Below are 19715 nucleotides of genomic sequence, written 5' to 3'. Positions count from 1 at the left end.
CGACTAATCCTTTAAAAGCCAGTTGCATGTCGTACGGGAATAAAATGCCGCTGCTCATCCTTAAACAGGCATTCAAACTGACAATCAAAGGTTAACCACAGGTTAGACAGGTTGAGTACATCTCTGGTAGGTCCGTATGCAAGCATTTGCCCTGCCTTTGCTAACAATACCGTATCGGCAAAGGTGTTAGCAATATTGATATCATGACAGCTCATAATTATTTGATTACCGACCTTCGCCAGCGCACTGAGCCACTGCATCAACACTGTCTGGTGACGAATATCCACTCCCTGGAGTGGCTCGTCCAGCACTATAATAGCATTACCGGATTTAATAGCTGGCCACACCTGTAACAACGCGCGGCTAATCATGATACGTTGCAACTCACCACCAGACATGCGGCTAACCGGTTTATCCAGCAAATCAGCAATATCCAGTTTCCGGATCAACTCACCGGGAATGTCGCTGCTCAGGCAGGGACTTAAAAATTGCAGGCATTCGCGACCGGTTAATTCAAACTGAATACTGTGTTGCTGAGCAACAAAACAGCGATGTACCGATAGCACCGCCAACGGCGTTGCATAAACATCGGTTTGCCCCCAGTGTACTGTGCCCTGCTCCGGCTCTATCAGGCCAGCCAGCACCAGTAACAAGGTTGATTTCCCTGCACCATTGGCCCCAAGCAGACAGGTAATGCCCGGTTGCCTGATAGTGACCGAGATATTATCCAGACGCTGGTCAAGGGAGATGTTCTCAAGCGCAATCGGCAGGTTCATTTAAACTGCCCTTTGAGTAATGCATAGAGCAGCAGCGGACCGCCAAGAGACGCTGTAACCATGGAGACCGGCAGAGACGCATAAGGCAACAAATCCGAGAACAATGCCACCAACAATAACAAAACCGCGCCACAAAATGCACTGGCAGGCAGTACCAACCGGTTATCAAATCCCATCAACAAACGTACATAGTGAGGCACCAGCAAACCTAAAAAAGCAATAGAACCGGCAATGGCAACCGCCGCGCCCACTGCCAGAGCACAGGCAATAAGAACAATCTTGCTCTCGTGAGTCGGGTCGATACCGGCACTGCGCGCTGTTAACTCGCCGTTGTAGAGGTAATTCAGGGTTCTACCTTTTGAGATAAGTAATGCGCAGCTTCCCACTATAAGCGGTGCGCTCCACAGCAGGATCCAGCCATCGGCCTGATGCAGACTGCCCATCACCCAAAAGGTAAGATTACGCATCGACTGCGCATCAGCGAACAAATAAAGCCAGCCCATCACAGCGCTGGTTAACGTGGTAATGGCGATACCGGCAAGGATCACCGCCGTATTCAGCCCCCGCAACCGAGCGGAGAGACGATAGATAACGGCGGTCGATAACAATGCACCGGCAAAACAGGCCAGTGGCATGCTGTAATGCAGGGTACTGACCATCCACTCTGGCATCAGGATCAACACTAATGCCGCCATCAGGCTGGCGCCGCTGGCAATACCAATGATCCCCGGGTCGGCCAGTGGATTACGTAACACCACCTGCAAGGCCGCGCCACTTACACAAAGTGCTGCGCCTACAACGGTGGCCGTGATTGCCAATGGCAATTGTAAATTAACCAGAATGTACCAGCGTGTCTCTGCGGTAGTATCAGCCTGCCACCAGACACTGGCGAGCAATGCAGAAAAACACAACAGCAATACAATACCCAGTGCACCAAGAGTCCATTTGGAGGCAGGGGACGACATTAACTTCTGAGCGCCTTAATCAAGCCGTCTGAAGCTTCCTCTATTAAGCCAAGCACCAGTTCAAAGCCTTTTTTGCCACCGTAATACGGATCCGGTACTTCTTCATTCTCATAACCGGCAAAATCCAGCATCAGGCGAATTTTGTGATGATGTTCCGGGTCGCTCATCTCGCGCAGGTTTTCAAGGTTGCTCTGATCCATGGCCAGGATCAGGTCAAAAGTTTCAAAATCGGTGTCACTCACCCGTCGACACTTCAGCCCTTTAAAACTGTAGCCACGCTCCTGCCCGGCGGCTTGCGAGCGTTTGTCTGGCGGGCTACCAGTGTGGTAACCATGAGTACCGGCTGAATCTATGGTCAATTTAAGTCCTGCCTCATCAGCCTTGTGGCGGAATACCGCCTCAGCCGTGGGCGAGCGGCAAATATTGCCAAGACAGACAAATAAAACAGCTTTGGGTGATGTCATGGTAATTCCTATCTTTACGTCAGTATGCTTAGCCTGCAACTTTCCCGGCCTGCTGGCAATGCGACTTACCCCACCGGTTCGAGCGTGGTATTGTACTTATCATTAGCGTTGAACACTATGCTAAAACCCACGAAAAAAACAAAGAGAAAGATTAATGCCGACAGAAACTAAACCACACGTGCTAATGCTCTCCAGTTCCCGAATGGGCGACGAAGAGTATCTGGCCCATGCCCGCGAGATGATTTTACACCACCTCAGCGAGGAGCTGGACGTCTTGTTCATTCCATTTGCCGGGGTCACGCTGGGCTGGGATGACTATTTAGAAAAAGTCCGCGAGGCCCTTCCACAGCTCAATATTACCGGTATCCATAGCTGCGACGATCCGCAGGACGCAATCGCCTCTGCTAAGGCTGTATTGGTTGGGGGTGGAAACACCTTTAATTTACTCAATGAGCTGTATAAGCAGTCACTAATTGAACCTCTGCAGCGCCAGGTCAGCCAGGGCATGCCTTACATTGGCTGGAGCGCGGGCAGTAATATTTGCGGCAACAGTATCCGCACAACCAATGATATGCCGATTATTGAACCGCCCTCTTTTGCTGCGCTTAACGTTGTGCACTGCCAGTTAAATCCCCACTATACTGATTATCAGCGGCCCGGACATAATGGTGAAACCCGGGATGACCGGTTGTTTGAGTTCACGCGCCTCAACCCGGAAACGCCTGTACTGGCTATCCGGGAAGGCACTGCCCTGCAATATACTGAAGGACGGCTTACTTTGTTGGGTGAGCTGGAAGGTTTTTGTTTTAGCGGCGATGATAAAACCCCTATCGCGCCAGGCCAGGATTTGACCAACTATATTAGTTGAAGAGCTCGCCCAGTGCGGCAAAATCCGGCACTGACTTATAGGGAATAGTTGCCAGACGCGGCGCTGGCATTAGCTGCTCGAGCGTCGCCAGATTTTCATTAAAATAAGGCATATCGGGTGTCAGTGTATTGGCCACCCAGCCTTTGATATTAAGGCCGTCAGCCTTTACGGCTTCGGCAGTCAGTAACGCGTGATTCAGGCAGCCAAGACGCATGCCTACTACGATGATGACATCAAGCTGAAGGGCTTTCACCACGTCACTTAAAAAGCGTTGATTGCCAATGGGTAAACGCCAGCCACCAGCACCTTCCATCAGCAACACATCAGCTTGCCTGCTAAGCAGATTATCAAAGCCACCTTTAATCACACCTTCACTGATTGACTCACCGGCAAGCTCGGCGGCAATATGCGGTGCTATTGCTGGCTCCAACGCCACAGGATTTACCTCTTTAAGCGTTAACTCAACATTGGATGCCTGCTGTAAGGCCAGTGCATCCTCGTTTTGCCACTGGCCGGTCTGCCATTCACAGCCCGCTGCCACAGGCTTGTAGCCTATGGCACGCTTGCCGGCCATTACCGCGGCTTTAAGGAACATTGCGCTTACGTAGGTCTTGCCTACTTCGGTATCAGTGCCGGTAACGAAAAAAGCCTGGGTCAAAATGGTTTCTCCAGCGTCAGGTGTAATACGGTGTAGGTGTTGGTTAACGGCCCCTGCTCGTTGCGTGGCATCGCTGCTTCAAGTTGGTTTAGCGCTTTACGGGTTAGCCCCTGGCGCTTGGCGCCCAGCGCGCTACTGCCAGCGCCAACGCCTTTGATTGAGCGCAGCAGCTTCAAAATATCATCAAATTCATCGCGGTATTCAACAAGTTCATGTGTGCCATAGTTCAAACCGGTCTGGCTCAGCGCATTAAGCCAATCGCTGGCGGCGAACAGCTCGTTGATACGTAGCGATACTCCGGCAGCGCAACTTGCCTGGCGTAATTCAGTAAAAGATCCATTCACCATAATGGCCAGTTCAGCACGACCACCAGGGTGTAAAACCCGGGATATTTCAGCAAGAGCGACTTGCGGACCACGACACCACTGTAGCGCCATGGAAGAAAAAACCATATCAATAGCGGCATTCTGCCAGGGGAGTTGCTCGGCATCGCCCTGCACAAAATGAAGAGCTGGGTAATTTCGCTTAGCCTGCGCGACCATGCCGGCGGCTAAGTCGAGCCCGGTTGTCGTAGTGGCTATCCGGCTCAGGCGCTCAGTATGACGGCCGGTGCCACAGCCAATATCCAGCGCGTTGTTGAACATCGCAGCAGGTAAACGGGCAAGTGCTGCTGTGGCTATCTGCGCCTGAATATTGGCAATGTCATCATACTGTCTGGCTGCGCCACTGAAACGTTTGGCAACGTCGTCTTTTTTAGTTGCCTGCTGCACAGTTTTGCGCGGTTCAATCAGGGCCATGTTGTAACTCCTGACGCACCAGAGTCAGCCCGTCTATCAGAGCGTCTATGTCCTGGCTTGTGTGCACGGCACTGAGTGTAATGCGCAGCCGATCTGAGCCTTTCGGTACCGTTGGGTGACGCATGGCCGGCACCCATAGCCCTCTTTCCGACAATGCTTTGGAATACTGGCGGGCCAGCTCTGGTTCGCCCACAATTAACGGTTGAATAGCGCTTTCGGAGTCGAGCAGTGTCAGACCTTCCTGCCTGGCGCGTTGTTTAAAATAGGCAATATTGCCGTGCAGCTGCTCGCGCTGGGAGCCGGTGGTCACGCAGTTCAGCGCGTAAATGGTAGCGACCGCCTGAGCCGGCGGAAAGGCCGTAGAATAGATATAGTGACGCGCATAATTCACCAGGTAATCAATCAGGCTGTGACTCCCGGCCACAAAGGCACCGGCAGTGCCCACAGCTTTACCGAAGGTACCCATAAGGATCTGGCAATCCGTTGGCTTAAGGCCAAAGTTTTCTACCGAGCCCAGCCCGTTTTCGCCGGTCACACCAAAAGCATGGGCATCATCCAGCATCAGCCAGCTGCCTGTTTGACTGGCGCAACTGACCAACGCATTTATATCAGGGCTATCACCATCCATGCTGAACACCCCTTCCGAGGCAATCAGTCGGTTTGTCCCTTCGCACTTACCCAACAGGGTTTCGAGGTGGATTGTATCATTATGGGCAAAGCGGCGCAGGTTGCCCTGACTGGCAAGCGCCCCTTCAATAAACGACGCGTGCATAAATTTATCAGCAATAATCTCGCCGGACGAGGCAAATAACGCCTGACATACGGCCTGATTGGCGGCAAAGCCGGAGTTAAACAACAGCACCGCATCATAGCCCAACGCGTCAGCCAGCATAAGTTCCAGCTCACGGTGAGCCACGCTGTAACCTGTTACCAGCGGTGAAGCACCGCTGCCAGCACCAAATTGCGCCAGTCCTTCAACCCAGGCCTGCAATACGCCCTGGTCGTGACGCAGTCCTAAATAATCATTGCTGCCGAAGTTAAGATAATGCTTACCATCAATCGCAATAACGCCATCCCGCTCATAGTCGATGGCGGTGCGCTGGCGGTAATAGCCCTGCTGCTGGCGCTCTGTTAACTGCACATCTATAAAATCAAAGGCCATTATGCAGACTCGGTTTGACCTTTTTCGGTAGCATCATAGAACAGTTCAGACTGCGGGGTATTTTGTTGTTCGATAGCTTCTTCGAGCGCCAGTTGGTGCGCTTCGTCAGAATACTCTCGGGTACGCTCAGAGTTAATGCCCAGTTTTTTAAATAACACCACGTCCTCGTGCGTATCCGGGTTTGAAGTGGTGAGCAGCTTACAGCCATAAAAAATAGAATTTGCACCGGCCATAAAACACAGCGCCTGCATTTGCTCATTCATTTGCTCACGACCGGCCGACAGACGAACATGGGACTTAGGCATCATGATACGCGCTACCGCAATGGTACGGATAAAATCAAAGGGCTCCATATCATCCAGTTTGTCCAGCGGCGTGCCATCTACCTTCACCAGCATGTTAATCGGCACACTCTGAGGCTGCTCCGGCAAATTGGCCAGCTGAATAAGCAGCGATGCACGGTCAGACAACGTTTCGCCCATGCCGACAATGCCACCCGAGCACACGTTCATCCCCGCCTCACGGACATTTTGCAAGGTATCGAGGCGATCCTGGTAGGTACGGGTGGTAATAATATCGCCATAAAATTCCGGCGAGGTATCCAGATTATGATTATAGTAATCCAGACCGGCTTGTTTAAGCGCCACCGCCTGGTCGCGGGTTAACATGCCGAGCGTCATGCAGGTTTCCAGACCCATCGCCTTCACCTCGGCGACCATTTGGGTAAGGTAAGGCATATCCCGCTCTTTAGGGTTACGCCAGGCAGCGCCCATACAAAAACGGGTTGAGCCGGTTTGTTTGGCCTCTTTAGCGCGTTCAATAACCTTTTCGATTTCCAGCAGACGTTCTTTTTCAAGGCCGGTGTCATAGCGGGCGCTTTGCGGGCAGTATTTGCAATCTTCCGGGCACGCGCCGGTTTTGATGGATAACAGTGTGCTCACCTGCACCTGATTCGGGTCGAAATGCTGACGATGAACCACCTGGGCTTTAAATAACAAATCATTGAAGGGCATTGCATACAATGCCTCCACTTCTTGCCGGGTCCAGTCATGTCGAACGACCGCTTCAGTGCTATTATGTTGTGATGCCAGCATCGCCTATCCTTTACTCTTATTGTCTGGTCGCTTAGTCTATGCCCCAGCAAAGACTTGTCAACCAAATTAACATTTTAAACTTTACTATTGTGCAAAATTTATCCAGCAAAGAATTTGACCAACAACATATCTGGCATCCCTATACCTCAGCCATCGATCCCTTACCTTGTTTTGAGGTCAGTGGCGCCAGCGGTGCCGAGATTACCCTCGCCTCAGGAGAAACCCTGGTTGACGGCATGTCCAGTTGGTGGGCCGCTATCCACGGTTACAATCACCCGGCCCTGAACGCCGCCGCCCACCAGCAAATTGACAACTTCAGTCATGTCATGTTTGGCGGCCTGACCCACGAGCCAGCCGTAAACCTATGCCGGCAGTTGCTAGGCATGGCACCGGCAGGCCTTGAGCGGGTATTTCTGGCTGACTCCGGCTCAGTATCAGTAGAAGTGGCCATTAAGATGGCCGTACAGTACTGGGCGTGCCAGGGCAGGCCCGAAAAGTCGCGTTTAATTGCGCCCCGTAATGGCTATCATGGCGATACCTTTGCTGCCATGTCGGTTTGTGATCCGGTTAATGGCATGCACAGCCTGTTCACCAACAGCCTTACCAAGCACATTTTTGCACCAGCGCCGCAGACCCGTTTTGGTCAGGCCTTTAGTGAAGACGACATTCTGCCGTTGGAAGAGCTTTTTGCCCGTCACCACGAAGAGCTGGCGGCGCTGATCCTTGAGCCGGTTGTGCAGGGCGCTGGCGGGATGCGGTTTTATCATCCTGAATATTTACGCCGTTGTCGTCAGCTTTGCGATACTTACGATGTATTACTTATTTGCGATGAAATTGCTACCGGATTCGGTCGCACCGGGAAATTGTTTGGCTGTGATCATGCCGAGATTAGCCCGGACATCTTATGTGTGGGCAAAGCGCTGACCGGCGGCTACATGACACTGGCAGCTACACTGTGTACAGAGGATGTGGCGCGCGGCGTTTGTGAAGGCAGTCCCGGCGTGTTTATGCACGGTCCCACATTTATGGGTAACCCGCTGGCGTGTGCGGTGGCCGGTGCAAGTTTATCACTGATTAATCAGGGTGACTGGCAGGCTCAGGTGCAAGGCATCGAAACCCAGCTTAAAACCGAACTAACCCGCTGTAATGAACTTGCCTGCGTGCAGGATGTCAGAGTATTGGGTGCAATTGGCGTAGTGGAAACCAAACACCCGGTAGATATGAAACGTTTACAGCCTTTGTTTGTAAAAAATGGCGTGTGGATCCGACCATTTGGCAAGCTGGTGTATATTATGCCCCCCTACGTCATTTCAGCTGAGCAGCTCAGCCGGCTAAGTGATGCCATGTATCACTGCCTGAGCAGTACTTACGGTTAACACATCAAGGAGCGCGCAAGCAATGATTATCCTGCGATTAATCGACAAGATAGTGTTTGCCGCGCTGCTTATCCTGATGCTACAGGTGCCGATTGTCACCGACCATTATGTGCAATATCTCAATGGTTATGTGGATGCCACCCAGGCCGAGGTAGATCACTATCAACAACTGGCCGACACCTACGGCTACACCGATATCAACGCCATGCTTACTGCCCTGCAGGCCAATCAGGACGCGCTGGTGCGTGACGATGCACAGCACAAGCAAACCGTAATGCAAGCGCATAAAGAGGCGCAGCAAGCCCTGAAAAAACTGCGTACAAGCAACTATTTTGAGCAAGCCTGGTATTTTGCTCAACCTGCCCAGTACCAGCGACTGGGTCAGGTGCTAACCCTCTATCAACCCTCTTTGCCACTCAAACCGCAGGCCGTTAGCTCTGCGCTAATCACCTCTCTTAGCCTGTATTTACTGCTTTGGCTACCCGTGGCCTGGCTTCGTCACCGACGTAAAAAGCACCGTCAGGTGCTCAATCATTAAATTTTTTATACCTGAGTACTTATTCAGGTATCAAAATTGCTACCTGATCATCATGGTATACACCTTTTATTTACAATTTATCGATTAATATTTATCCAGTATCGCGAAACGCCCCACTTTCTCGGGCCATGCGATTGAAGTGAGGAAAATAACCATGACAGATACACCGAAAAATCAAACATTAATTACTGGCCAACTGTTGCAAATCAGAGACAAACTGATGGCCAAACGTCACCTCATCCCTGCCTCATTCCAGGCAGAGTGGGATTCGCTGGCTGAAAAAACTGAAATGTTCGATCCGGCCAACCAGGGTCAGTTAAGCCACGCAGGTAATCAGATGGTCACCAAGCATTCGGCTTTCAAAGGCACCGTGAATGATTTACTGCAGTTAGTTGAAGCGATGCGGAATTTAAACCGCCAGATCAAAATCACTGCACATTAGTTCGCCGCTCCCCAGTTCCGGGAGCCGCCGCCGTATCACAATCGCGGCCTGAACCCGGCGCTTTCCATAACTGGTCATGCGCTGGAAGTCTTCCCGGGCAACGGGCACGTGCTGGTAGTCGAGATATCGTGATACTGCCGTGTCGGTATCAGGATCCGGATCGTGAATATAGACGCAGTGTTCATCGGTTCCGGTGATCACTACCCAGTGCGGCGCTTTAGAGCGGTCCAGCCGATAGGTACTGATTAAGCACATCAATGCACTGTGTGGTGCATTGGCTTCCTTATCCAGAATATCCAGCCAGTTACTGTAGAATACCGGAACCTGACGAGCCTCGGCTTCTACCACAAACTGTTGCTCTACGATGGCCAGGGTCTGGCGTTTGTGCTCATTACGCACACCGTCGACGAATAGCGGCCCTTCATGACTTAAATACACTTTCACATCAAAGCCCCGTTCCATGGCTGACATCGCCAATCCTAAAGGGTGTGTGCCTGCCGGCCCGCTGGTCATGTAAACGGTATTCGATTCGCGCCAGATAGCAAACTCTTCGGCCTGGGATAAGCGAACCGACGGGTCAATCATCGCCATCGCCATCATCAGACTGGCCGGCCCACAGGTAAATGCCGTGGATTGCTGATACCAGGGGCACAACCTGTGCTGGATATCCGGTGTATCAAGCGGCAAGGCCTTTTGCATGCGGATGGCGGTGGCGTCATCCTCATAGTAATGGGGAGTCACCGCAAACGACTCAAACCCCAATCGCGTGTAGAGTCTGATCGCCGCCGCATTATGCTCAGCCACTTCCAGCCGCATATAACGCTTACCACGTTTACTGGCGCGTTTTTCCAGATAGCCAATAATGGCTTCTGCCATCCCCTGCCCGCGCGCGTGTGACGCAACAGCCAGTGAGTATAGGCGGGTCAGCAGCGTACCGCGCCGGACCAAAAGTAATCCATACCCCACCAGCTCACCTTCAGCATCGGCCACCACCATCTCAGCATTGCTACTGTGCAGGTAATGTCGGAAGCTGCGACGGCTAAGTCTGTCAGCACTGAAACAGCTATTTTCCAGCGCCAGCAGCGCAGCCAGATCGCTGTTTTGCGCTGGCCTTAGCAACCAGGGCGAATGTTCGGCGTTCATGCCTGGCGCCCCCGGCGTTCTAGGCGGCTGACGAACTCCTGCATGATCAGCAGGTACAATTCGTTGCCCAGATATTTATCTTCAATCCCGGCATCGATATTAGGGTTATCGTTCACTTCAATCACGTAAACCTTATTACCCCGTTGCTTTATATCCACGCCGTAAAGCCCTTTCCCCGCCACATCGGCCGCTGCAATCGCCGCCTTAAGCACCTGTTTGGGCACTTCAAAGGTTGGCATGGTGACAAAGTCACCTGAGTCTGACTTGCCGTCTGCGTGGTTATAAATCTGCCAGTGATTACGCGCCATAAAATACTTACAGGCATAAATAGGCCGGCCACCAAGCATCCCGATGCGCCAGTCAAACTCCGTAAAAATGTACTCCTGTGCCAGCACTAACGCGGAGGCTTCGAGCATCATAGCGAGTTTGTCCTGCAAGGCTGCCAGGGTTTCCACTTTATATACGCCTTTGGAGAAGGAGCTCTCCGGTAGCTTTAAAATAATTGGCAGCTGCAATGCATCAATTAAAGCCTGACAGGTGGTTAACTCTGCATCGGTCACAAACTGGCTCTTCGGCGCAGGCACCTTGTGATAACTAAAGGCATCCTGCAGGAAAATTTTATTGCAACAGCGCAATATAGACTGACTGTCGTCCATTACCACTACACCCTCGCGCTCTGCAGCGCGGGCCAGGCGGTAAGTCTGATGGTCAATCGCAGTGGTTTCGCGAATAAACAGGGCATCGTACTGCGCCACGTCACCAATGGTCTCTGCGGTTACCACTTCGGCATGGAAGCCCGCTTTGCCAGCCGCTTTAACAAACTGGGCTATGGCTTTTTTGTCACTGGGTGGCGTTGATTCCTGCGGGTCGACCAGAATCGCCATGTCCCAGCGGGATTGTTTGTTCTTTGCTGAAGTGCGCCATTGCTGCTGAGTAAACTGACTCAGTCGCTCAACGAAGCTGCTTTGCAGCGCCTCCGGGATCGCATTAAAACCTACCGATACGCAGGCAACAGTGGCCTGCTCCTGACGAACGGTGAGCTTCAACAGCGGACTTGGATAACGACCAAAAGCAGAGGCGGCAATACGTTTCAGACGGCTGTCTTCCGTTTTACCAAAGCACACAAAAAACTCACCGCCAAGGCTTTCGATAATGGCCTTTTCCTGGGGTTTAATCACCAGCGACTGCCCTTCCTGACCGGCTTTAACCAACCGTAAATCGTTAATCGTATTAACGCTGGGGATAACCCGGTGTTGTCTGGCTTCTGCCAGCAATGAGCAATAGTACCCGTTACTCAGGTATTGTTCTGTGTCACAGAGGTTAATAACCCGCGTTTTCGGTTCGTTCCATTTTGGATAATCCGACAGGTATTGCTCAAAACTCAAAACGGTTAATGAGGGTACGTCCAGCGTGATGTGTTGATTTGCCACAATCAGAGTGTGATGCATGAAAATTTGAATGTCCTTACACGAACGTTCACAGACAATTAGCCCTATTGCCAAATCGCTGCCAGCGTTGATTTATTGCGCTATAGTACTGGTAAGCGTGTCGCGCGAATAACGGATTATTTTTATCGTTACGACCTGTTTTGTTTCTGCTGCGACTGATGTATTTGCAATGTGAAAGGGTTATGCTCTATTCTGCGCCTACCCCGGCACCATTGGTTGGTGCACAGGCTGTTCAAGGAGATTATATGTTGTTAGCGAGTGTCGCTATTCTCATCGGGTTACCCTTATTATTATGGAGTGCGGATAAGTTTGTTGGCGGCGCTGCCGTTGTTGCCAAACATTTTGGCCTGTCGCCAATTCTTATCGGGATGCTGATCATTGGCTTTGGCACCTCAGCACCAGAGATCATCGTGTCGATTATTGCCGCAATGGAACAAAGTTCAGGCATCGCACTGGGTAATGCTTATGGCTCCAACATCGCTAACATCGCACTGATTCTTGGTATTACGGCTCTTATCAGCCCCATAGCAGTACGCTCCCAAATTATCCGCAAAGAACTGCCAATTATGCTGGGTCTGACCTTCTTTGCAGCCTGGCAGGTACTTGATTTAAGAGTATCAAAAGACGATGCCTTTTCCCTGCTCGGCCTGTTTATTCTGTTGATCTCGTGGAGCATCTGGACCGGTATGCGCGGTGACAAAGACGCCCTCGCCGCAGAATATGATGAAGAGCTCAATCTTGCCGACACCAATCTTAAGAAAGAAACCCTGTGGCTGGTGATCGGGCTAATCATTCTGGTAGCCAGCTCCAGATTATTAGTATGGGGCGCAGTGGAAGTTGCGACTTACTTTGGCGTCAGTGATGTGGTGATTGGTTTAACCATTATCGCCATTGGCACTTCATTACCGGAACTGGCTTCCTCACTGGTTGCGGTGAAGAAAGGCGAGCATGACCTCGCCCTGGGTAACGTGATTGGCTCCAACATGTTTAATACTCTGGCGGTTGTCGGCATTGCCGGGGTCATTCACCCCATGGAAGTCAGCTCTGACTTCCTCTATCGCGACGTCCTGTTTATGTTGGTGGCGTCGGTGGCACTGTTTATTTTCTGTATTGGTCTTAAAGGGCCTGGTCGCCTCAACAGGTTGGAAGGTGGTGTATTTGTAGCCGCCTACGCAGGTTATACATGGTATTTAATTAACAGCAGCTTTATCGGCGGCTAAGTATTAATTGCGGGCAGCGCTGGCTTATGACAGCGCTGCAGCATTAAGGGTAACCAGGCTCAGTGAGCTGATACCGGCCAGAATAAATAAATTAACGCCATAACGGTCACTTTTGCGGCGATTGCGGCGCGAACGTAGAAACATAGTCACTAAGCTTGTCACCAAACAAGCCTGCAGTAACATTACCAGCGCATCAATATATTCAGCAGACCAACTGGTGCGCCCTTCAATCCCCCAGAACTGTTGCACACCGGAAACCATTTCCGGCCGGGCGAAATGAAATAAAATTAAGCAAATAAGCAGCGATAACCAGGCGAGAGAATTTAAGGTAACAACCACCTTGTAATAAGTATCCTGCTCGCGGGATTTCTTTCTGCGTTCCAGACCAAATTTTTGCACTTGTTTCGTTGTCATTTACATCTGTATCGCTAGTATCCGCAAAGCGATTTAGTATACTAGCGCCTGTTTGGCTAAAGAGACTACCACACTGCTTATTATTCAAGCAGGCAACGGATGAAAAACGGCATTTTTACCGCTCTTGTACTTAATATCGGCCAACACGTCATTTTGTTTAATGAATCTGGATGCAATCACGCTTAGCCTATGCGATGATTTGCGATTACATAAAGACACACTTTGATTGGAGAAAGTAACCATGACACACGCCCCCGTAGTTGACGTACTGGCTGGTAAGTACGCGGTTGGCGAATCGGTAACGGTAAAAGGCTGGGTTCGTACCCGTCGCGATTCAAAAGCAGGCCTTTCATTTATTGCGTTGCATGATGGCAGTTGTTTCGACCCAGTACAGGTCATTGCACTCAATACCTTACCCAATTATGCCGATATTCAACGTTTAACGGCAGGCTGTTCACTGGTGGTTACCGCGAATGTAAAAGCGTCAGAGGGCAAAGGCCAGGCACTGGAACTGGACGCCACGGCAGTGGAAATTGTCGGCTGGGTTGAGAACCCGGACACCTATCCGATGGCCGCTAAGCGCCATTCTATCGAATATCTGCGCGAACACGCCCACTTACGCGCCCGTACCAACGTAATTGGTGCCGTCACGCGTATTCGTAACTGTCTGTCTCAGGCGATTCACCGCTTTTTCCATGAACAGGGCTACTTCTGGATCAGCACGCCAATTATTACAGCCAGCGATACCGAAGGTGCGGGCGAATTATTCCGCGTTTCAACGTTGGATATGATGAACATCCCAAAAACTGACAAAGGCGATGTGGACTACAGCGAAGACTTTTTCGGGCGCGAGGCTTACCTTACCGTATCAGGCCAGTTAAATGGCGAAACCTACGCCTGTGCCATGTCTAAAATCTATACCTTTGGACCAACGTTCAGGGCAGAGAATAGCAACACTTCCCGTCACCTGGCAGAGTTCTGGATGATCGAGCCGGAAGTGGCCTTTGCCGACCTGAGCGATATCGCCCAGTTATCAGAAGACATGCTGAAATATGTGTGTAAAGCCGTTCTGGAAGAGCGTGCCGATGATATGGCATTTTTCGCTCAGCGCATCAACAAAGATGCTATCAGCCGGCTGGAAAAACTTATCAGCAGCGACTTCGTACGCATGGATTATACCGATGCAATTACCATTTTAGAGAACTGTGGCAAAGACTTTGAGTTCCCGGTGAGCTGGGGTATTGACCTTTCCAGTGAACACGAGCGCTATCTGGCTGAAGAGCATGTTGGCGCGCCAATTATCATGCAAAACTACCCGAAAGACATTAAAGCCTTTTACATGCGCTTAAATGACGATGGTAAAACCGTAGCGGCCATGGACGTCCTGGCCCCGGGTATCGGCGAGATCATTGGTGGTTCACAGCGTGAAGAACGCCTTGATGTGTTCGATAACCGCCTTGCAGAGATGGGCCTGTCTAAGGAAGACTATAGCTGGTATCGCGATTTGCGCCGTTATGGCACTGTGCCCCACTCGGGCTTCGGCTTAGGGTTTGAGCGCCTGGTCGCCTATGTCACCGGCATGCAAAACGTGCGTGATGTGATTCCATTCCCACGTACACCGGGTAACGCCAGTTATTGAGCAGCAAATTGATAGCTGTACTTTGCAGAACACGGGGCGCTTTATGGCCCCGTTCTATTTTAAGTCGCCAGTGATTAGGTTAAGCTAGCGAAAACCCTTTTTGACGCCCGTGATGTCAGCGCCTCCACTATGTAATATCACCTGCCCCCAGTGTGAAGCCAATGTCAATGTACCGGCTTTGCAAAATAAACAGCGTGCTGTGTGTCCGCGCTGTGGCCATACACTGAGCATTTATCACCGCAATGATATGCCTGCTTCCCTTGCCCTTTCCTTGTCGGCAATGATTTTTTTACTCCTGTCGCTGCCATTTAATTTTCTGTCGTTCAGGGCCAATGGTCAGCAAAACAGTATCGACTTGCCCGGCGGCCTGAATGTGCTTGTGGAACAGGATTATGTCACCCTTGCCGTCATCACCGGCCTGGCCACTCTGGTGCTGCCCGGACTGGTGCTAACGGGGTTAATTATTCTGCTCAGTTGCCGTTTACTGACCACACCGAGTCCCTGGATGAAAACGTTGCTACGCTGGGTTGAGTGGCTGATGCCCTGGAGTATGGCTGAAATTTTTCTGCTTGGTACCCTGGTGAGTCTGATCAAGATTACCTCGCTGGCAGATATAGCAATAGGTTTGTCTTTCTATGCTTTTGTGCTGTTCAGTGTTTGTATGAGCGCCGCACTGTTTTACTTTGATGATACCCGCCTGAAACTTTGGCTCCACAATGGCGAATTACCTGTTCTGACGCCGCTCAACTCACACATCGCCAACCTGAGTATTCAACGCACCTGGGCATTGCTGTTTACTGCGTTGATCCTGTATATTCCTGCTAATGCCTTGCCGATTATGAGCACGGAGTTGTTCGGTATTTCTGAGCCTAATACCATTATGGGTGGCGTGATATCGTTATGGGAGTCAGGCTCCTACCCGGTCGCCATGGTAATATTTGTCGCCAGTATTGTTATTCCGGTGGCCAAACTGGTGGTACTCGCCAGATTAACTTATGCCGTACAATTTAAAGAACTGACGAATCCCGGCAGGCAAATCCGCTACTACCGGTTTATCGAATTTATTGGCCGCTGGTCGATGATAGACGTATTCGTGGTGGCTATACTTGTAGCACTTATCCAGCTTGGCAGTACCCTGGCGATTCACCCTGGCCCTGCAGCTCTGGCATTTTGTGCACTGGTTTTTATTACCATGCTGGCCGCGATGACATTTGACTCCCGCTTAATCTGGCAGCAAAGGAAAGACTCAGATTTATGACCGATGATGCAGCAGTAAAACCCACAACGCGAATATCCAAAGTCTGGGTAATTCCGATTATTGCGTTATTGATTGGCGCCTGGATGGTGTATTACCAGTGGCAAAATCAGGGGCCACTGATCACCATCGATATGAGTTCTGCCAGTGGCATCGAAGTCAACAAAACACCCATTAAAATTCGCGACCTGGACGTCGGTCAGGTTAAAAAAATCGAGCTCAAACCCGAGCTTGATGGCGTAACCGTAACTGCCCGACTGGAAAAAAGCGCCGCCCGGCTGCTCAATGAAAATACCCGTTTCTGGGTAGTCGCACCGCGGGTATCTTTTTCTGAGGTGTCTGGTCTCAACACGTTACTTTCCGGCAGCTTTATCGCAATGACCGCCGAAGCCGGACAAACCGAACAGGATCATTTTACCGCGCTGGAACGCCCGCCGGTTACGCCACCGGTTACGCCACCGGGTACGCCTGGTTTACACGTAGAGTTACGCAGCGATACCGACGATTTAACTTATAAACCCGGCGATACCCTCATTTACAAAGGCTTCAAGGTTGGTGAGTTTGAGGAAGTCCACTTTGATGTTGAGCAGGGCCGCATTACCTACCGGGCATTTATCCATGCCCCCTACCATAAGCTCATCGATGAAAACACGCGTTTCTGGAATGTTAGCGGCGTAAAATTGCAGCTGGCTTCTAACGGCCTCACAATTCAGACAGGTAGCTTGGAAACCTTACTGGCTAACGGTGTGACGTTTGGTAACCCGCAGGGCGATACCAAAGGCCAGCCTATCGATGATAACGCGAAATTTGTCATCTATGGCGACTATAACGCTGCCGCGGATGAACGCTTTCGTTATGCCGCACAATATGTCTTGCTCATTGACGAAAGTGTACGCGGGCTTACCGTGGGTGCGCCGGTGGAGTACCGGGGTCTGCAGATTGGTAAAGTTGCCGCCATTAATGCCAATAACGTTGACGTGGGCAGCTTACTGGACGATGAATACCCAATACCGGTGCTCATCAATATTTATCCGGGTAAAGCGCGCCTGGAAGATAGTCAGGAAGGTCTGGCCATTTTACGTGAGCGACTGGGTCGCTGGATTAGGAAAGATCTGCGGGCCACACTACGAATGGGTAACGTTATCACCGGTGGGCTGTTTGTAGACCTTCAACATGTAGACCAACCGGAGCCGGCATCACTGCTAACACTGAACAATGCGAATGTTATCCCAACCGTGTCCAGTGAGTTTACCCAGCTCACCCAAAAGGCCGATGCCATTTTAGACAAAATTAACGCTCTGCCACTGGAAACTCTGATAGCAGATATTACTTCGGTTATCGAAACTCTTGATCGCGCTGCAGACTCAGTCAATCAAACCAGTGACAACTTTGACGAAACCGTTGCTGCACTCGATACCGAACAGTTGAACAGCCAGATTCAGCAGAGTCTGCAAGCTTTTGAGGGGCTCCTGCAGCACTACTCTGAAGGCGGGTTAAGTAAAGCTGAAATCGCCAACACCGTAGACTCATTACAGGAAACGCTCAGGGCCATTCAACCGCTGCTGATGCAACTTAATAAAACCCCGAATGGCCTGATTTTCTCGGATAATGCCGAGATAGATATTCAACCTCAGGCACAGGAGCAAGACCAATGAAGAAGTGGATAGCAGGCTTTGCAGTGCTGTGGTTAGCTGGCTGTAGCAGTAAGCCTATCGGTTTAAATTACTACATGCTCCACGAGCCAACGTTAGTGGCGTCGGAATCGAGCACCGATATCAGCAACCAGCCGACAATTTTTTTACGCACATTGAGCGCACCGGATTACCTGCAACAACGCAACCTGAGTTTACAGCTCAGCGACAGCGAAATACACTTTGCGCCCAAACACGTTTGGGCCGAACCTTTTGATCGCGACTTCACGATGACATTGAGTGAATCCTTGTCTGTTAAGCATAAAATTCGTCTTCGTGTGCAAAGCAAGTGGACAAATCCTGCCCAACCAGAGTACATTTTAGACATCCAGTTGGACGATTTTATTCCCACCTACGATGGCAGGCTGGTTTTGAAGGGAAAATACCGGCTGGAAAAAGACGGAGTATCACCGCAGATAGTTCAGTTTAATTACTGGTTACCTCTTAACAAGGATGGTTTTGCTTTTTCAGTGGCGCAAATGCGCTTGCTGGTCGATGAACTTACCAATGATGTTGTGACAAGAGTTGAAGCAGGCAGATAACCCTTTCAGTGCAATAAAACGGCTTTTCAATAGCCTGGTTACCAGTGGCTGTCGCAACAGTCACGACGAAGACACTAACCGCAAAATTGTTGTCATAAATTTATTTGCCATCGTGGGCATGTCCATCACGCTGGTACTAGGGATCAGAGCGCTATTTGCCGGCCAGACCATCCTTGGCATAGTGTTGTTATCGTCATCCGCATTGTTTGGATTATGCAAAGCCATTTTATTGCATAGCAGATTGAAAAACAGTCATATCATAACCCCGGTATTATTGGTTTTCAGCCTGTTGCTGCTAATGCTTTACCTTGTCATTTTTGGCGGTGTAGCTAACACCGGGCCATTATGGATATTTGTACTGCCGCCGGTCGCCATGTTTTTTGCCGGCGTTTTTTATGGTGTCCTGACCATCGGCATTTTTATTACTCTGTGTGCAATAATCCTGTTCACCCCCGGTGATATGCTGCTGGTTGCCAGCTATCCTTATGAATTTAAGGTACGTTTGTTGTTGTCATTCGCCACCGTGACCTTTTTATCGGCCTTTTACGAGCACAGTCGGCAAACCAGCTTCACCGTCATTCGGGATATCAGTGAAAAATTTGAACAACAGGCATTATTTGACGCCTTGACTAACCTGCCTAACCGGCGCGGCATTCAAAAGTTTATCGAACACGAGATAAACCGCGCTAAACGACAGCAGGAGCAGCTTACCCTGATCCTGTGTGATATCGACCGCTTTAAACAGGTTAATGATAACTACGGCCATGATGGTGGAGATGTTGCCCTTAAGCACGTTGCAAACCTGTTTAAAGATACTGTTAGGGAGCAGGATGGTGTGGCACGTTGGGGCGGTGAGGAATTTCTGTTTGTTCTGCCTACTACCAATGAGAGCAATGGCGTGGTGCTGGCCGAGAAAATCCGCGAAACACTACAATCAACGCCAGTACAAATTAAAAACTCCTCACTGACTATCACCGCCAGCTTTGGTGTGGCGCAAATTCAATTGGAAAATGGTGTGAACAATGCCCTTTCATTGGCAGACAAAGCACTTTACCGGGCCAAAGAAAAGGGTCGCAATAAGGTCTTAAGTGCGTCATCATTAACAGCTTAGATGATAAGTGTGCGTCGCATCACTTTAATAGTTAGTTACAATTATAAAGCGATCTGCTGACTTATATCGCTCATACTATAAAAATCAAATAAAGCGTATCCAGGGTCATAGG

At 50.5% G+C, this 19715-nt stretch carries 20 protein-coding genes; 10 read left to right on the top strand and 10 right to left on the bottom strand.

Annotated features, from left to right (window positions below):
* Window positions 1-11: 11 nt before the first annotated feature.
* From AC566Q_RS07265 to AC566Q_RS07255, 3 genes are read right to left on the bottom strand one after another with little or no spacing between them, the layout of a single operon-like run.
* Window positions 12-776 (bottom strand): ATP-binding cassette domain-containing protein, encoded by a 765-nt coding sequence (locus AC566Q_RS07265; RefSeq protein WP_499615320.1) that lies wholly within the window; start codon window positions 774-776, stop codon window positions 12-14.
* The gene (locus AC566Q_RS07260; protein WP_499615317.1) at window positions 773-1741 is read right to left on the bottom strand and encodes a FecCD family ABC transporter permease; all 969 of its coding nucleotides are present in this window, start codon (window positions 1739-1741) and stop codon (window positions 773-775) included. The genes AC566Q_RS07265 and AC566Q_RS07260 overlap by 4 nt, the downstream gene beginning before the upstream one ends.
* Window positions 1741-2205, bottom strand: coding sequence for a low molecular weight protein-tyrosine-phosphatase (locus AC566Q_RS07255; protein WP_105933476.1), 465 nt, complete (start codon window positions 2203-2205; stop codon window positions 1741-1743). Before AC566Q_RS07255 ends, AC566Q_RS07260 begins: the two co-directional genes overlap by 1 nt.
* 154 nt (window positions 2206-2359) lie before the next feature.
* On the opposite strand from AC566Q_RS07255, the gene pepE reads away from it, so the two are divergent.
* A complete protein-coding gene (gene pepE / locus AC566Q_RS07250) occupies window positions 2360-3073 on the top strand; it encodes a dipeptidase PepE (RefSeq protein ID WP_240621838.1) in 714 nt (237 codons plus the stop codon).
* On the opposite strand, the gene bioD is transcribed toward pepE, so the two are convergent.
* Genes bioD through bioB form a run of 4 tightly spaced genes read right to left on the bottom strand, consistent with a single transcriptional unit; the run spans window position 3066 to window position 6784 of the window.
* The gene (gene bioD, locus AC566Q_RS07245) at window positions 3066-3731 is read right to left on the bottom strand and encodes a dethiobiotin synthase (RefSeq protein ID WP_105933475.1); all 666 of its coding nucleotides are present in this window, start codon (window positions 3729-3731) and stop codon (window positions 3066-3068) included. The genes pepE and bioD overlap by 8 nt on opposite strands.
* Window positions 3728-4528 (bottom strand): methyltransferase domain-containing protein, encoded by an 801-nt coding sequence (locus AC566Q_RS07240; RefSeq protein ID WP_105933488.1) that lies wholly within the window; start codon window positions 4526-4528, stop codon window positions 3728-3730. Before AC566Q_RS07240 ends, bioD begins: the two co-directional genes overlap by 4 nt.
* Complete coding sequence (locus tag AC566Q_RS07235; protein ID WP_499615313.1) at window positions 4515-5690, bottom strand: aminotransferase class I/II-fold pyridoxal phosphate-dependent enzyme; 1176 nt, start codon at window positions 5688-5690, stop codon at window positions 4515-4517. Before AC566Q_RS07235 ends, AC566Q_RS07240 begins: the two co-directional genes overlap by 14 nt.
* On the bottom strand, window positions 5690-6784 hold the full coding sequence (bioB, locus tag AC566Q_RS07230) for a biotin synthase BioB (RefSeq protein WP_499615310.1): 1095 nt from the start codon (window positions 6782-6784) through the stop codon (window positions 5690-5692). The genes AC566Q_RS07235 and bioB overlap by 1 nt, the downstream gene beginning before the upstream one ends.
* Window positions 6785-6822: 38 nt before the next feature.
* On the opposite strand from bioB, the gene bioA reads away from it, so the two are divergent.
* The 3 genes from bioA (at window position 6823) to AC566Q_RS07215 (ending at window position 9140) form a co-directional block, all read left to right on the top strand.
* The gene (gene bioA, locus AC566Q_RS07225) at window positions 6823-8160 is read left to right on the top strand and encodes an adenosylmethionine--8-amino-7-oxononanoate transaminase (protein ID WP_499615307.1); all 1338 of its coding nucleotides are present in this window, start codon (window positions 6823-6825) and stop codon (window positions 8158-8160) included.
* A 22-nt stretch (window positions 8161-8182) separates the two neighbouring features.
* Window positions 8183-8698, top strand: coding sequence for a DUF2937 family protein (locus AC566Q_RS07220; protein WP_499615304.1), 516 nt, complete (start codon window positions 8183-8185; stop codon window positions 8696-8698).
* A 154-nt stretch (window positions 8699-8852) separates the two neighbouring features.
* Window positions 8853-9140, top strand: coding sequence for a hypothetical protein (locus tag AC566Q_RS07215; RefSeq protein ID WP_499615301.1), 288 nt, complete (start codon window positions 8853-8855; stop codon window positions 9138-9140).
* On the opposite strand, the gene AC566Q_RS07210 is transcribed toward AC566Q_RS07215, so the two are convergent.
* Both AC566Q_RS07210 and AC566Q_RS07205 read right to left on the bottom strand, forming a co-directional pair.
* Window positions 9108-10283, bottom strand: a complete 1176-nt coding sequence (locus tag AC566Q_RS07210; protein ID WP_499615297.1) for a GNAT family N-acetyltransferase/peptidase C39 family protein — start codon at window positions 10281-10283, stop codon at window positions 9108-9110. The genes AC566Q_RS07215 and AC566Q_RS07210 overlap by 33 nt on opposite strands.
* The gene (locus AC566Q_RS07205) at window positions 10280-11731 is read right to left on the bottom strand and encodes a RimK family ATP-grasp domain-containing protein (protein ID WP_499615294.1); all 1452 of its coding nucleotides are present in this window, start codon (window positions 11729-11731) and stop codon (window positions 10280-10282) included. The genes AC566Q_RS07210 and AC566Q_RS07205 overlap by 4 nt, the downstream gene beginning before the upstream one ends.
* 245 nt (window positions 11732-11976) lie before the next feature.
* Between AC566Q_RS07205 and AC566Q_RS07200 the strand changes: the two genes are divergently transcribed.
* Complete coding sequence (locus tag AC566Q_RS07200) at window positions 11977-12951, top strand: calcium/sodium antiporter (protein ID WP_499615291.1); 975 nt, start codon at window positions 11977-11979, stop codon at window positions 12949-12951.
* Between the two features lie 24 nt (window positions 12952-12975).
* Here the strand turns inward: AC566Q_RS07200 and AC566Q_RS07195 are convergent, their stop codons facing one another.
* The gene (locus AC566Q_RS07195; protein WP_499615288.1) at window positions 12976-13365 is read right to left on the bottom strand and encodes a hypothetical protein; all 390 of its coding nucleotides are present in this window, start codon (window positions 13363-13365) and stop codon (window positions 12976-12978) included.
* Window positions 13366-13606: 241 nt separating this feature from the next.
* Here AC566Q_RS07195 and asnS point away from each other — a divergent pair, with 241 nt between their 5' ends.
* The 5 genes from asnS to AC566Q_RS07170 all read left to right on the top strand — a co-directional run bounded on the left by asnS (window position 13607) and on the right by AC566Q_RS07170 (window position 19603).
* Complete coding sequence (asnS, locus tag AC566Q_RS07190; RefSeq protein WP_499615285.1) at window positions 13607-15004, top strand: asparagine--tRNA ligase; 1398 nt, start codon at window positions 13607-13609, stop codon at window positions 15002-15004.
* 112 nt (window positions 15005-15116) lie between these two features.
* Window positions 15117-16262: a paraquat-inducible protein A gene (locus tag AC566Q_RS07185; RefSeq protein ID WP_499615282.1), complete on the top strand. Its 1146-nt coding sequence runs from the start codon at window positions 15117-15119 to the stop codon at window positions 16260-16262.
* Window positions 16259-17914: an intermembrane transport protein PqiB gene (gene pqiB / locus AC566Q_RS07180; RefSeq protein ID WP_499615279.1), complete on the top strand. Its 1656-nt coding sequence runs from the start codon at window positions 16259-16261 to the stop codon at window positions 17912-17914. Before AC566Q_RS07185 ends, pqiB begins: the two co-directional genes overlap by 4 nt.
* Window positions 17911-18492, top strand: coding sequence for a PqiC family protein (locus AC566Q_RS07175; protein ID WP_499615277.1), 582 nt, complete (start codon window positions 17911-17913; stop codon window positions 18490-18492). The genes pqiB and AC566Q_RS07175 overlap by 4 nt, the downstream gene beginning before the upstream one ends.
* Window positions 18476-19603 (top strand): GGDEF domain-containing protein, encoded by a 1128-nt coding sequence (locus AC566Q_RS07170; RefSeq protein WP_499615274.1) that lies wholly within the window; start codon window positions 18476-18478, stop codon window positions 19601-19603. Before AC566Q_RS07175 ends, AC566Q_RS07170 begins: the two co-directional genes overlap by 17 nt.
* Window positions 19604-19715: the final 112 nt, after the last annotated feature.

The sequence above is a fragment of the Alteromonas sp. H02 genome (assembly GCF_059682525.1).
The sequence above is the reverse complement of the archived record's forward strand: the minus strand, read 5'-3'. Positions and strand labels throughout refer to the sequence as shown.